The sequence below is a fragment of the Chitinophaga rhizosphaerae genome, assembly GCF_003958645.1.
In the GTDB taxonomy this organism is placed as follows: Bacteria; Bacteroidota; Bacteroidia; order Chitinophagales; family Chitinophagaceae; genus Chitinophaga; species Chitinophaga rhizosphaerae.
This window is the reverse complement of the sequence record NZ_RXLO01000003.1, coordinates 249,194-264,129: the sequence shown is the minus strand read 5'-3', so window position 1 is coordinate 264,129 and position 14,936 is coordinate 249,194. Positions and strand designations below refer to the sequence as shown.

The window sequence follows — 14,936 nt, the reverse complement described above, 5'->3', positions numbered from 1 at the left end:
CGTGAAGCTGATGTTACAAACTTATTCAGGTTACCGTTGAAATAAAAGTACACCATTTGCCGATTTTCAATACTATATTTACCTAAATCCGATTTCCAGCCGCCGGAAAACAATTATTGTACTAAAATTGGCCGCATGAAAGTTTCTTACCGACATATATCCACCTCGGAGGATGCCAGTTTTGCCATCAAGGAATTCTGCCAGCCGCACTTCACCAACACGTTCCATTTTCACAGGGGATATGAAGTGACGCTCATCGTAAAAAGTGCGGGACAGGTGTATGTGGGCAATAAAGTGGTGAATTATGATGAGGGGGAAATATTTATGTTCGGGCCGGGACTGGTGCATTGTTTCTCCAACGACAACCTTTCCGTCGGGAAAAATGAAAACGTGCATGCGGTGGTGGTGCAGTTTGAAGCGGATTTCATGGGGAAGGATTTTTTCGACACGCTCGAATTGAGGAATATCAAGCTGCTGCTGCAGCGGTCCGCTTACGGCATCAAGTTCGGCAACAATCATGCATCCCTCCACCAGCTGTTTTTCCAGTTCCAGCCCAACCAGCAAATGAAAAACCTCATCGTGCTGCTGCAGATCCTGGAAGAATTATCCCGGGTCCATAAAGAAGACGGGGCCATCATTACCGACGACAGCCGGAAGATCCAGTACAAGGAAAGCGATGCTGAAAAACTGTCGTCCATTTTCAACTATGTGCTCGAGAACTACCATCATGACGTAGACATCCGGACCGCCGCATCGCTGGCCTGTATGAACGAAGCGGCCTTTTGCCGTTTTTTCAAGCGGAACACGCACAAAACATTTTCACAGTTCGTCAATGAAATCAGGATCAGCCACGCCACGCGGTTGCTGATCGGGAAAGACGATAATATTACCGACATCTGTTATGCCTGCGGGTTCGACAATGTATCCTATTTTAACCGGCAGTTCAAGATCCACCAGGGCATTACGCCGCGGGAGTACCGCAAGGTGTTCGTTGTCAGCAATGCCGGGACGCCGCTGTTGCGGGTGGTGGATTGAAATACTTCCCTTCCGGCGATACAAAAACCGTCAGTTCCGGGTATTTTAAAAGCCAAACACATCACATAAATAATAATAAGTAATAATAAGTAATAATAACACAAACAATCACTTGCGGTTTACGGAGAACAGATTTTGACAGTAAGAAAACCCGTTTACGATTAATTTACAAAGGTTACACTATTATTTACAATCCAGATTCTTCCAGTTGAAGCTCGTCCAGGTAATTTAGCTGAATCGCCATTTCCCGGATATACACGCCAAAGGAAATGCCTTAAACGGATCTGCTTTTCAGGAGATCGATTTATGTTAATTAAACCATCAAAAATCATGAAAAAATTCATTTATCTGCTGATCTTACCGCTGGTTGTGGTAGGCGGGCTTGTATTCGCGAATCGCGAGATCAAAAATGAGCCCCCCAAAAAATCAACTCCCAAACCCCTCTCTGCTGCCGAAATGGAAGCCGAACGAAAGAACTGGGAGGCCACCCCTGCAGGTATGAATTTCAAAAAATGGGAAGCGTCTCTTGCAGGTAGAAAAGTGCTTTCCAGGGCTGAAAAATTAAGGCATCATATAAGCACCTCTTCCAAAATGGAGGCGGTTGTCACGTCCCTTTCACTTCCACCTGGCTCACGATTAGGTTTCGGGTTGATGGTCAGGATCAATGGAGAAGAATACATAGCAACATTTCAGTCGGAAAAGGCACAAATGGAGGTATTGCAAAGCCTGAAAGTCAACGACAAGATTATTATGAGGGGCCATCACGTATCGTACGCGCCCAAGTATTCGTATCCAATAGTTACCGTCGAATATGCCGAACGGGATGGTAAAGCAATTTTTAAACGTATTCTCCCCGAAGGCGGTTGCTGAGTAAATCAATTATTCTTTGTTCCTGACGATTGCTTGCAGGCGTAAGGGCATTCTGCTGAATTGCCCTTACGCATTGCATTATATTAGATTAACAAATGCATCCCTCCCTCAAAATGAAAATGCCTGGATGGCACCAGGCATTTTCGGGATAGATTTTTGATGGGTTTCTGAATAATTACACCATGATGACGATTTTCACGAACACCATTCCCGACGGCCCGTCCCATTGCGTGAGCGTATAATTGTACGGCGCAGTAATGGTTGGGTTGGGGAAAGTATAACTGCATAACGGAACGTCCGCAATCTCTTCATAGAGCGTATTTCCATAGGAATTATCAACGCCTACGGTGAAGATCGAATTCCCGCCGGCGAGGATCTCGATTCCGGGGTTGGTCCCGTTTAAGCCATGGCCCCACACCATATTGGTATCGGTGCCCTCGATGGAATCGCCACCCGCGAATTGTTGCGCGCCGTAGGCAGGGATCGTATACTTCACCAGGGGGAAGTTAGTTGCGGTATCACATCCTGTACCAACAAGGTTATTGAGGGTCAATTGAAGCTCCAGTTCAACATTGGTCAGGTTTTCGAAGGTGAAGATGATGGTTGCCGCGGAAGGGACACTATTACTATCATCATATGTCAGCAGGCCCTGATAATCCACAGGTACGTTCCAACCGTCCAATCCCTTGAAATAGCTGACCACATTCATTCCGTTGCTGAGCGCCAGTTTCCATACATTATCTGCGATGTTGGTCGAATATTGGTTTTGGGTTGCGTCGGCGTTATCCATATAGTAGTTTCCGTTATTCCATCCTTTGCTGACGAGCGAGCCGTAATTCATGTGCATCGTGGCGTAGTTCTTGTAGCCGGAATTGGCGGGGATCAATGTTTTCAGGACGCTAAGTGCATAGGTTTGCAACATCTGGCTGGTGTCCATCGCCGTCATGGTAGACGGCCAGTAGAGCGAATACATGTCTGTCGTATTTTGGATCATATCGTAAACCGCCTGCATCTTTCCCCAGTCTGCCAGAATCGCCGTTTCTACCTGTCCCAGCGCGGTGCCGAGGGCTTCAAATTCGGCCAGCAACATTCGCTGCAAGCCGGCAACGGTCATTTCGTAATTGTAAAAATCGATTTCCGCCTGCTTCAGTTTTGCGAGCGCCTTGGATTCGTTGGCTCCCGGCGACTGTTGCGCTGCCTGAAAAGTAGTAAAACCGGTGGCCATTAAGTTAGCGAAGCATGGGAATCCATCCTTTACGATCCCTACTGCACCTGAAACTTCTTTCCCGGCCTCGGGATCTCCGACAAAACTGCCGGCAACGTTCAGCGCGGTATAGGTAATTCCTTCTATGAGATCCCCGATCCAGCTTTTCTTCTTCTTTTTCGGGGGAGGCGGCGGCACTTTGGTATTTATCCCATTGGGAAGCGAGCTGGCCGTGATGAGTTCGTCGAGCGTCAATACCTGGCCCTGGCTAAGGGAAAGGTAAACCGTGGTAGCCTGTTGGAACAATTGCTGAACAGCCATTACCGAGGTGATTTCCTTGTTGAGCCGCGCAATTACGTTACCACAATTCTGAATCTCCGACTGCGCCGGCGTCTTCCCTCCTGATTGCATACTTTCAAACAACATACCCGTCAGCATGAGATTCATTTCAGACAGATAGGTGGTCAGCGGCGCCGCGAGGTTGAGGTATTGGGTACGTACGCCTTCCGGGATCCCGAGCTTTGCGCTGATCTTTTGATAAGCGGTCTCCAAATCGCTGGCAAAGGCAGGGAAAGGCAATGAAGGCTGCTGCAAAACGGTCTGTAATGCCATGCCCGGTGCGAACTCCCAATACTGATAGGCAGTTTTCATATCAGTAGCGATGGCAGCGGTAACTACGCTGGAAGTTGCCACCGGCGTGGAAGCGGGGATCGGAATGGCGAGGGCTTGTCCGTTATTCCTGTTAACGATCAGGCCTTCTGCCGTTACGTCCCAAAGTTGGAACAGTGCTGGTTTCGGCATCCGCGCGTAAGCCACTACGGTATTGGTGTAAGCCGGCGCTACAGGATTACCGTTGGCTTCCGGCTCCAGAGAAAGTACGATGTTATCGTTTGCGCTGTTGACGATGTAACCGGGATACTGATATTGCCAAATAGTAGCAGTAGGATCGTTCTGCGCTGCGCCTACCTGTACTTTGTAGCCGCCGTTCACATCCGGATCGTTTAACAACGACAAAAACAATCCCGGGCTTTTACCGTCACCTGCATTCCGGATGGTGGTGCTGGTTTCAAACGGCATCGCATGTGGCAGCACAAACCACAATTCGCCATCGGTAACTCCTGAAGTTGGTGCGGATGTAAGACTGACCCCGCTCCCCGCTCCCCCCGAAGTGGACAGTATCGTGTTCCCTTGCGATGGCGAAAGTGAGCCTGCAGGTAATTTCTGATTCGTTTGACTGTCTACGATGAATTGGCCGTTGCCCCAGTTCCATATCTGACTGTCGTTCCCTGCCTCCAGCTGGCTCATGGCAAGGGCGCCCGATGTTCCGGCGGTGAGCGCCATATTGGGGATCAGCGCGTTTACGATATTGCCCGACAGTGTCCTTTTCCATAGCTGGTTGATGGCCGCCGCGCCGTTCTTCAATTTGGGGCCGCCCATGGGTGGCTGCACGCAGATCGATCCGTTTTCGGCTAAGGTAAGCAAGGAACCGGGTGCTGTGCCGGGCGCGGAGGTAGCAGACTGGATTGTAAACCATAGCCCTTCCGGTCGGTGAGGTATTACGCGCCATATGGCATTGCTGTTAACTGTGGCATTATACGCAATAACCACGGCGCCTGCCGAAGCATTTCCTCCACCAGACACGTTGGCGAAATATACTGCACCTGAATTCCCTATGGCCAGCCAACCGTTAGGTAACAGGTTCCAGTACTGAAGATCGGTGCCGAGGGGCGATACGGTGATCGGTTGTTTGTTGCCTGTAGTCGTGGTTAGCCCCCAATTTTTGTTGAGTGCGCTCACAACGTATCCATCGGCGTCAACAAACCACAGCTGGTTGAGGGACCCTGGCTGCAGGGCGTCGATTACCACCTGCGTACCAGCCGTGGGAGCGGTACCGGGGACGGTGATAACATAGACGGCGTTGTCTCCGCTTGCATCAGGCATTTCCGTCTGAAGGTAAAAACAGGTTGTGGAAGGTAAGGTCTGGACCGGAACCAGGTACCATAGTTCGTTTGTCGACCCGTCACACTCAAATGAAGTTACCGCATCCCCATTTTGTGGTGAGGAAGGCGCATTCAGCGCGAAAACAAAATTGCTTCCATATAGTGGCGCTGTCGTCAGACAGCCGCCGTCGCGTTTCCAGTCCTGCCCCTGGTACAGGTCAATTGGCGACATCAGGTTGACGCTTCCCATTTGAGGGGGGCCAATGTAGGTTGTAGTCAACAACATATCCGGATAAGCAATGGAGACGATGGTACCATTATCAAGAAATTCCCACATTTGCGCGGTACTACCCGGCGACCATTGTTCCATCGTCACGTTATAATCCGGACCAGGGCCCGCACTCGCCACGTAAGGGTTTGGGGTGGTTCCAGGATTGCCGCTGAGGGGCCGTCATAATATAAAATTGATTTGCCTTGATGGCTAGAGACACGGAGGGCGCCGTGCTGGGGTTCGCGAGTTTCATAAGAGGTGTATTGGTTAATAACTAAATGTAAGGATAAAATCTGCTCACACCATGCTGTCGGGGCGCATTAACATAATATCCAGTAATCACAAACTAGTTTGTTAATTGGGAGGATTTCTACGTGCATAATGTGTATAGGGAGTAAATAATAGTTATGATTGCTAACTATTGGGACGACCATGGCGGCTGATATCAACTGTGTTCGGATTGGGTGCGCGGGTTGGTAAATACGGATACTGGCAGCACAATGAAAAACAGGTTTATTGCAGAAAAAGCACATCGGCTATCAACAATTGGAACGATTCTTACGCCCTAATTTTAAGCTTATATCCTTTTCCGCGCACAGCAACAATGTTGATATCAGGATCAGGTTCCAGTTTTTTTATACGCTTTGAATTAAACGTATCCAGGCTACGCCCCACAATTACGCCTTCGCCTTCCCATATATCTTTGCAACCGGCTACTCGCTATGGTCTGGTTAGGCTACAGTGCGAAAATGAGCAGCAAACGCACTTCCGTACCAGACAGGTCTATAGTGCTTTTATTGATAACCAGGAGCCGTTCCTACGTATTAAACGAGCCCGACCCAATAGTCAAGATTCCGGAAATTTGATCGCCGGACAAAATGTAACAAAACAAAATATCGGGAAATGCAAAACATCCTAAAACCAAAAATCCTCTCATTTTTAATGAAATGAGAGGATTTCCTTATCAATGCTTATTGATATTTTGTTTTTTACTTCCCGATACAGAATGCATAATTAATTGAATTTCAATTCAATACCGGATTTAACTTTACTTAATCCGGGCTTTATGGAACGGTTCATAAAATCTTCGAAAATTGGTCTTCCCGGAAGATTATAACCACCCAAAACCGTAAACCATGTCTCGAGGAACCAGTTCGATCCTTTCCGAAAAGACCTATTCGGCGAGGGAAATTAAGGCTAAAAATAGTGAATTACCCAGGCGGACAAGTTCGAACTTTGGGTGACTAAGGCTAACCTGGAGGTCTTTAAACAGGAAATCGTTATCGAAATTCCCGCATTGATCTTTACTTTTGCGCCTTCTCCAATTTTCTGAAATAATTTGGTAGCGGCAAAAATTGGCTTCGTTTTCCGCTTTTACGTTCTTCAAGAACACCATTTTCAACTAACCCAGCGAGGTCATTTCGGGCAGTCTGATTGCTAATTCCGAATTTGTTTTGAACTTGAGCGACAGTAAAGTAAACTGTGGAATCCTTCAATATTTCTTGAATTAATCCAATTTGTCGGTCATTAAAAGACGTATTGCGAAGCAGTGTAATTATATTCTGTTTTTCTGCAGTTTTTCGCTGGATATAACTTTTCAAATCCTCCATTGCAATATTTATCGAACGGAGATTATAAATGATAAAATATGTCAAATCATTTTCATCTAGCTCTGTATGCAAATAGGCACGAGCATACTGAGCCTTTGAGTTAAGTATTACACGTGATACCGACATATACTCGATTAACCAATATCCCTTTTTAATCAAGTACCAATAAAAGATTGTCCTTGCAGTTCTTCCATTACCATCTACAAATGGGTGAATATAACCCATTAGAAAGTGAAGAATAATCCCCTTTGTGATTGGATGCATGAAAAAATTCAACTTTTCTTTATCATTAGCAAAATGACAAAAGTCCTCCATCAGTTGCTCCAATTGTTCTGCAGGTGGGGGCGTATAAACTGATCTCCCTGTTTGGACATCTACTACATTAATATCATCACTTTTCCGAATTGCTCCCTCTTCGCTTTTATCTGAAAGCGTGTCTTTCGTAAGTATCGCATGAATTTGAAGAATTGTATCTTTAGTAATACTCCTACTCTTATTCTCAACTATCCATTTCATTGCCTCATAGTTATTGAGAATCATTTGTTCAGAAGTATTCTTGGGTTTTCGGTTATTCTCCAACATTTCCTTTGCCACTTTCCGCGTTGTAGCAGCCCCTTCCAACTGACTTGAAGCAATTGCTTCCTCCATTAATGAACTAATTAAATAACGATCCCTGTCTTCTGAAGGTATAATGCTATCCCCCTGCAAGGAGCCGCCTAGGTTCATATCAAAAGCATGAAGAGCCTGTTGCACAATTGATGGTGACCCGACTAGAAATTGGAACTTAGGCAAGGACGAAATGTAGAGCCTTTTGTTTGAAAGTCGCCAAGTTTTTACAGCGGCCCAAAGCTTTTTGGCATCCAAATTCCAGTCATCTGCCAGATACTTCCACTTTTCCCAGTAATAATATTTGTTGTCGTTAATTTCTAAAAATTCCTGGAACTTCTTTATCTCTATTAACTGAGAAAGGACTTCAGAGTAAACAAAATCCTTGGGTATAATTGGCGGGCCTTCAGGTATTCTCATTATCTCCTAATTTTTACAAAACTAGGAGTTTTTAGAATGTAAAACATTTAAAATCGCCCTAAATTTCCTAAAATAGCAAAATTTAGGAGCAAATTGCTTTTGATAATACACAATGAACCAACTAACATGTTGCTTATCAATGTATTGCGTATATTCCATTCTTTATAGAAAACTACGCAAGAAAACTGTTAATACAAAATCAGCAAAAAAAGTTCTCACTTAAAGCTTTGAAGAACTGTAACGAAAACAGCCTTTTCAGTTTGATTGTACGTTCTTATCGATGGGAATATCTGTGAAAGGGGGAATATGGTAACGGTGGGCCACCATCTCACAAACGCGGTTGCTAATTCTCTCTTTGGTGGATTTGAGGTTTCGGACGATTTCGTCGCTGGAATAAAAGATTTCCAACCTGGAAATATCGTCCTCAAAGGACTTTTCGTTTGTCATGTACAAAGCGCGAGGAATAATGAGATCTTGATCTCTATCGGGTTCTAATTGGTCAACCCTTACATCCCAAAAAAGATGCTTAGGGAAAATTGTTGATATGTTTGCTACTTTGCGCACACCTCTAAGTTACTATTTTTCTATAGATTGCGATCTGCCCCAATGTAGCGATAAATACGACACGAAAATTGCAACCAATTGACCGAAGCTAATTGCTTTGATTTATTTCACTTATTTAACCTATTGGTCAATCATCGCCTCCAATCTAGCATATATGCTGGTAGACAATTCATTACGCATTAATAAAATGTATTTTGAAGAAATGTTTTCTGAGTAGTTAAAAGTAAACCTCAACTTTTCAGCGTTTTGAACATAATATACCATATGGTAACAATCTGCTTCAAAATAAAATCGCACTAACTCAGCTATAGGTTTAATAAAATACTCGGGATTAGGATTTTTGGCTGCAAAAGTTACATTAATTACTGCTTGCGGCTCAATTCCATCTATTAAATTCAATAAATCCGGGCAACCATCTGTAACTGCGTTAAAACTTATGGACCCATGGTGTTCTCTTTCTATTGTACATTCAACGTTTCCATAAAATGCAGCTAATGCTCTTGCCAAGAAAGTCGCAATACCATATATTGGCTGATCAATATTCAGGCAGATATCCTTTGCTGAAATCTCCAGCAATCTAAGCTTATTTTCTAACGACTTCTTCTGACGAGCCCTGTCAAAGAGCTTCTTCATCGATTCTTCAAAGTTTTCCATCTTTTCGGATTTCATCTAGTAGGGATTCAAGCGATTCAATTACTTTCTCTCCAATTAACAAAAACCATCCTTCTGGATCACCGTTATCTGCTTTCCTAAGTCTATCAATGTATATCTTACGCTCAATTTCCGTAAATACAGGAGGAGGAATTCGACTACTCAATAAAATTGAACTACTCACGATACGCGCAAGCCGCCCATTGCCGTCTGCATAAGGATGTATTGAAACAATGCGATAATGAAATTCGGCGGCCAATATCACGGGATGATAGTCTGGGCTATGTTTATTTGCATTATACCATTTAATTAAATCATTCAGTGCACTCTCTATCCGTCCTGGCTCGGCAAACCTTAATGAACCTTTGCTATCCCCAATTTCAACATGCTCAGATCTATAAACTCCTCCACCTTCGACAATTGCCTGATGAATCGAATTTAACTTTGTTATCGACAACTCGCTATTTCGAATAACTCCGTCTACCAAACTGCGTATCAACTTATTCTCAGACACTCCTAGGGGAATTCTATTAACTTTATGTTGATCATCAACTAACCCCTTAATTATTACAGCTTGTGTTGCTCCAATATTAAACTCATCCGTCGAATTTTCTGATCGATCAAACCCCCAGTCTAATCGAAATTTCTCCGAGGCTTTTAAAATAGCAACAGTTGAAATTACATTCTCATCAATCATATTGATGAGATGATTAATCCTTGATAATAATTGCTCTAAAAGCATGTTTAGTTCCTCCTTATACTATTAAGCTTACACCTAATTCAATATGAAAAATTCTATTTGCCCGCAGAAAATACAATTACGCTTTCACGCAGATTCTCAACACTGGGACTGTATTTAGTCTTCCTCCGTTTTAAATATCTTAACACTCCAATTTCTTGCAAAAACCACCCAGCCTTAGCACCAATATCACCAATTATTAGATCCACCGGCACCTCTAAATCTGCATATGCCGAATTGGAAACAACAAACCAAACTTGAGCATCTTTACTTGCCTTCAATCTCAACTCCTTAAGTACACCATAAATATCTTCAAAGTAGGCTTGAATCATCGTAGGTATGCTTTTATCCATTAAGGCGTCTCTATTCGCGTTTACATGACTCATAACTTGCTGAAACAATAATCCGAAATCCAACTGCTCTGGAGACTTCCATTTTGCTTGAATATGCGAACGAACAGTTTTCAACCGAATATCGTATAACTGCTGAGTGTCTTTGACAAACTTCCCTAAAAACAACTCTGGCCTATATATATCAGTATAGTCAAACGTATTGAGGTATGGCGGTGATGTTATACAAAGTTTAAATTGATCAATTGATCTATCCGTTTTAAGAATTGTCCTTGAATCGCCGTTAATAATCTGTGGAGCCTTCTTTATATTTGTACTATTTATATCTTCTTTAATAACTTCTATATTCTGAAAAAGCCTTTCTTGAAAGCTTGTTCGATCATATCCAAGGCGCTTCCAAGATTCTTTATACTTCATACATTTCCCATCTCGCCTTGCGTTACAGTTTTGCATAGCGGATGAAATCAAACTTAGTCGCAATAACTTTCTCAAGTCTCTGGATTTTACATCTGAAGTACTTGCCCATGCTCCTTCAAATGCCATCAATACATCATCGTTAAAAAGCCATTTCTCCAACCCCGGCGCCTTTGAAAAAGTAGAATATCCCATTAACGGTGAACTAGCTTTCTTTTGGCTCGCTAACATTAACGAATCCCTCCATCTATTAATTTCATTAGTTGATGACGTTTTTGTTTTCGCGTCTGATAAGAATGAAGTAAATGGATTCACCTCTATACCAGTTGAACGAAAACCTAATAAAGACGATGTTAAAGTTGTTGTTCCACTTCCATTAAAGGGATCAATTATCAATTCTTCTGGTTTGACATTCGCAACCTCGATGGCCTTCTCTACTAAAAGAGGAGAAAACCCCTCTTTATAAAAATACCATCTATGCCTGGGCACAGACATTGTATTTTCATAATTAGAATAACCTTTATTAGTCAAATCATGGTTCACATTAATCATCTTCCAATATTAATTTGAAATTCTTGGCTCCATAAAAAATCTCGTCGGCTTTGCAAAATCGCTTCTTTGCGCTGTATAATCAGGGTCAAAATTCACTTCCTTATTCTCAAAATGATATCCATTATTGCGGTCTAAGTCCGTGGTGGTAATTGAAGTTTGCCATCTCCTTCCATCAAATACAACTAAATACCCCTTAGTAACGTTCCTACTTGTATTCAATTTATTCTGATCAAGGTAGTCAGCTAATTGCTTAGCACCTGACTTTGCCCTTGAATCCGTATAAATTTGATTAAACTTTTCTCCCCCTGTCCTTTCAATTGACTTCCCTAACCATTTAATCTCAATTAATGCAATATGACTCGAAAATCCCCATGTAATTTTAATATCTACGGGCTCGGTATCATTGACATTTTGCTCTTCCCGCACCTCCGCCCTAACAGACAATGACAAAAAGTCATATAATGATTTTCGCATTTTCTCTTCAGGCTTTGGAGAGAAAAAGATCTGCTTTTCATCTATCCACGCCTGCTTCAAAAAAGGGCATGTAGACTTTCTAGCCCTAGCTAAATAATAATGCTGAAATGCGTTCTCTAAGCTTCTAAAAGTAGGAAATGCAAAATAGCTCGAAATATCAGGAGGTCTTTCAAGCTTTACTGGACCTTTTAAACAATAAACAAACTCTTGTCCTTGAGCATATCGATAAACTACAGCTTCTGGAATTATCCCTTGTATATCTATCGCAGTGTCATAAAGAACATAAATCTCCTCTGAACTGACGATTTCCACCGCAAAAGTATAAGAACTATTTGCCGAAAAGAAAGCAAAATCCGACACCTTTATCACTTTACCAGAATACTTAACAGGTAAAATTGATGAGGACTTGAAAGATTTAAATACAAGTATGTCGCACTTCTCATTCAGGTCAATATATTTGTACAGGGTAGATATCGCATCTGTAACTAATGGTAAACAGGTTACACCCTCATCCCCATAAGAATCGTGAATCGAAATTGAAAAAGATTTTTCTGCAATCTTTTTCATGAACGCTAGATCTTGCTCTTTTGTTAGAATCATAATGCAACACTAGTTTTTTTCTTCTCAGCCAAATATTCAAGCCAGACGACCGCTGGAACAACTAGATTGTCTCGTGAACCACCAAGTGCATTTTTCAACATCTCAAATTGATCATATAAAATAGAAAATGCAGGTCCATCCTGATCGGACAACAATCTTTTGTTAGTATGTTGATTGGCATAATTCATTATTGGCTCTTTTGATATTGAATCCTTAACTACACCATATGGAAGTAATTGTATGCTCTTGCAAGCGGCTTCTAAGGAGGTGATTCTGTTTCTGTTACTTGGGAAGGAAGAATAATTGTTGAGTAAAACGTGACCAGTATCACTCAATTTCATAAAGCCACCTTCATCTTTCTCCATATCCCCCTTTATTAATAAAGCTTCCAATGACTCATCCAATATTTTACTATAAGGTGAGCCCAAATCATTTTTTATAAATGCATAGCCCCAATTTGAAATTGGGTTACCATTGTAAAGAGAAAGCAAACATGATAGATACCCAAATAATTGCACCTCATAACTTGAAAAATCTCCAAGCTTCTCTTGAAGTTTAGCTCCAACATATAGGGAATCAAATATGCCAATTGATGATATCATCCTTCTAGTATTTCTTCAATTCTCTGAAAGGCTTCTTGCATATACGCTTGCTCCTGTTGCTGGACTTCTGAAAGGAATGTCCAATCAGTCATTTTTTCAAGTTTCATGTGCCCTGATCCACACTGCGTTGCAAGTTGAATCAAAAGCATGGACGAATTAATGTTGGCAGTCATAAGTAGATTATAATCTTTCTTAGTAAAGTCCGCAAACATTTTACCTGCCTTACTTTCATAGGCAATATCGAGCGAGCCTTCAGGGGTATCAATTAAAATAACTGCCTTTTCAGAGGAATATTCAATCAAAGCCATTCTAAGTGCAATATCAATAAAATAGCGTTGGCTTTCAGACAACTGATACTTCTCCTTTCGTAGAGAATCATTTACTTCTAATATTAAAGTAGCTCCTTTTGCATATGTCTGGATATTTACATTAACATCAAGCCCTAGAAAATTCCTCGCATAATCAACAAAAATGGGCATAAATTTCTCTTCAGCTTCAACGTACTTTTGATTAAGTTCTCTTTCTAAAATCTTCAACTCTTCTCTTTTCAAGTCTCTCTTTTTGCTCTCCTCCTGTTTGATCTGCAAAATTCTATCAATATGGGATCGCATGCTAGTTACAAGTACTGACAAATCTGTAGTTGCGGTATTTTTGTATAAACTCAATACAAAATTTTCGTTCGCCTGCTCAATTTCATCCATCAAACTCTTAATTTCATTCGCCTTATTTCGGTACTGCTTATAATCCTCGGTTAATCGATCCTTACGTTTCTGTATTTTGTCATGCTCAGAGGTCTTAGAAAATATATCTTCATCAATACTTCTAAGTCGGGCCAATTGCTCCTCACTGTCCAAATTACTATTCTTGATACATTTTGTTTCCCAAATAATCTTAATTATTTCGGAAAATAGAGGAGTGGGATCTACACCATCACAAACGTTATGTCTAATTTTAAATAGTAAGTCAATGATTGCAGGATCTTTCTCCAAAGCTGCATCCCTATTGAATGAAGAGTTAAACAATAAATCATATTCACTTTTTAATGTGGACATACGAAGTCTGTAATCAGCCAAAAGTAAATCACACTCCTTTAATTCACTTTCCACATTTTGTATCATATCTAATGTATCATTGAGCCTACCAGAGAGTTCTTGGTATTGCTTAACATCTTCTTCCTGGATTCCTGCATTGGAATTTCCAGAGTCTTCAATTTGACTTAATAAACTTGCTAGCTCCTTACCTTTTTGGGTAGCATCCCATTGCAAATTCCTCATTGATGATTCCGTTGCGGTAATTTCCTTTCGCAACTGATCTGCAATTTTGGCCTTGGATGGATCTAAATTAAAAAATAGATATAACACCCTTTCCATCAATGAATTATCCCAAAATAATAATTGATGTGTTTCATCAAACGTAAATACAAAAAATTGTAGAAATACAAATTGTTCAAAGTCTCCCAGACCAATATTCTCAGCCAAAGTCTTCTTGTAAAAACTATCTAAATCACCTTCTGTTACAGTGTTGGCTTCAACCAAGTTTTGATTCTCTCTTATTATCGATAATGACTCAATCGCATCGATGCTAAAAAAGTTTCGAGTAACAGTATAAATAGTGTTTCTGACAGAGAATTCGACGGTAACGTTGGCGACAGAACGATAGTTCTCATCTATCCGGCGATCAAAGTAAATAGGTGCAAATGACTTACTTTTCGTATAGAACTGCGGAATACTTCCAAATTGACTAAAGTCCGAATCTGGCCTTTTAACTATACCGGTTAATGCAAAATTTAGAATGTTAATAAAGGTCGATTTCCCAAGCCCATTTGCCCCTACTAAACAAAAAACCCCATTGGGTAAATCAATTGAAACTTGATTTACCTTTTTATAAAGTGTAAAATCATTTATTACTAGCTTTCTTATTATTGGAAAATAGTAGTTCTTCATCTCATAAGTATAATTTCGATTGGGTCAATCCATGCATTTTCATAATATCAAAGTAAATTGGGGTTATAGCAGAAATAGCAATATAATTAAA

Annotated in this window: 11 protein-coding genes; 2 read left to right on the top strand and 9 right to left on the bottom strand. The window is 41.5% G+C overall.

Going from position 1 to position 14,936, the window contains the following annotated elements; all coding sequences use genetic code 11:
- Positions 1-135: 135 nt before the first annotated feature.
- Together EJ361_RS08280 and EJ361_RS08275 are read left to right on the top strand one after the other, a co-directional pair.
- Positions 136-1,035, top strand: coding sequence for an AraC family transcriptional regulator (locus EJ361_RS08280; RefSeq protein ID WP_126245022.1), 900 nt, complete (start codon positions 136-138; stop codon positions 1,033-1,035).
- 330 nt (positions 1,036-1,365) lie between these two features.
- Positions 1,366-1,905 carry a hypothetical protein gene (locus EJ361_RS08275; protein ID WP_126245021.1) on the top strand — a complete coding sequence of 180 codons (540 nt, stop codon included), beginning with the start codon at positions 1,366-1,368 and terminating at the stop codon, positions 1,903-1,905.
- Between the two features lie 175 nt (positions 1,906-2,080).
- On the opposite strand, the gene EJ361_RS08270 is transcribed toward EJ361_RS08275, so the two are convergent.
- The 9 genes from EJ361_RS08270 to EJ361_RS08230 form a co-directional block, all read right to left on the bottom strand.
- Positions 2,081-5,050: an RICIN domain-containing protein gene (locus tag EJ361_RS08270; protein ID WP_126245020.1), complete on the bottom strand. Its 2,970-nt coding sequence runs from the start codon at positions 5,048-5,050 to the stop codon at positions 2,081-2,083.
- Between the two features lie 1,574 nt (positions 5,051-6,624).
- Positions 6,625-7,956, bottom strand: coding sequence for a Fic family protein (locus tag EJ361_RS08265; protein ID WP_126245019.1), 1,332 nt, complete (start codon positions 7,954-7,956; stop codon positions 6,625-6,627).
- 255 nt (positions 7,957-8,211) lie between these two features.
- Complete coding sequence (locus tag EJ361_RS26130; RefSeq protein WP_126245018.1) at positions 8,212-8,520, bottom strand: DUF6922 domain-containing protein; 309 nt, start codon at positions 8,518-8,520, stop codon at positions 8,212-8,214.
- Between the two features lie 120 nt (positions 8,521-8,640).
- A complete protein-coding gene (locus EJ361_RS08255; protein ID WP_126245017.1) occupies positions 8,641-9,174 on the bottom strand; it encodes a hypothetical protein in 534 nt (177 codons plus the stop codon).
- A complete protein-coding gene (locus EJ361_RS08250; RefSeq protein ID WP_126245016.1) occupies positions 9,161-9,913 on the bottom strand; it encodes a Fic family protein in 753 nt (250 codons plus the stop codon). The genes EJ361_RS08255 and EJ361_RS08250 overlap by 14 nt, the downstream gene beginning before the upstream one ends.
- 53 nt (positions 9,914-9,966) lie before the next feature.
- Positions 9,967-11,226 (bottom strand): DNA methyltransferase, encoded by a 1,260-nt coding sequence (locus EJ361_RS08245; RefSeq protein ID WP_126245015.1) that lies wholly within the window; start codon positions 11,224-11,226, stop codon positions 9,967-9,969.
- A 9-nt stretch (positions 11,227-11,235) separates the two neighbouring features.
- A complete protein-coding gene (locus EJ361_RS08240; protein ID WP_126245014.1) occupies positions 11,236-12,267 on the bottom strand; it encodes a hypothetical protein in 1,032 nt (343 codons plus the stop codon).
- A gap of 29 nt (positions 12,268-12,296) precedes the next feature.
- Positions 12,297-12,902, bottom strand: a complete 606-nt coding sequence (locus EJ361_RS08235; RefSeq protein ID WP_126245013.1) for a hypothetical protein — start codon at positions 12,900-12,902, stop codon at positions 12,297-12,299.
- Entirely contained in the window at positions 12,899-14,845 is a 1,947-nt protein-coding gene (locus EJ361_RS08230) for an AAA family ATPase (RefSeq protein WP_126245012.1), read from the bottom strand. Before EJ361_RS08230 ends, EJ361_RS08235 begins: the two co-directional genes overlap by 4 nt.
- Positions 14,846-14,936: the final 91 nt, after the last annotated feature.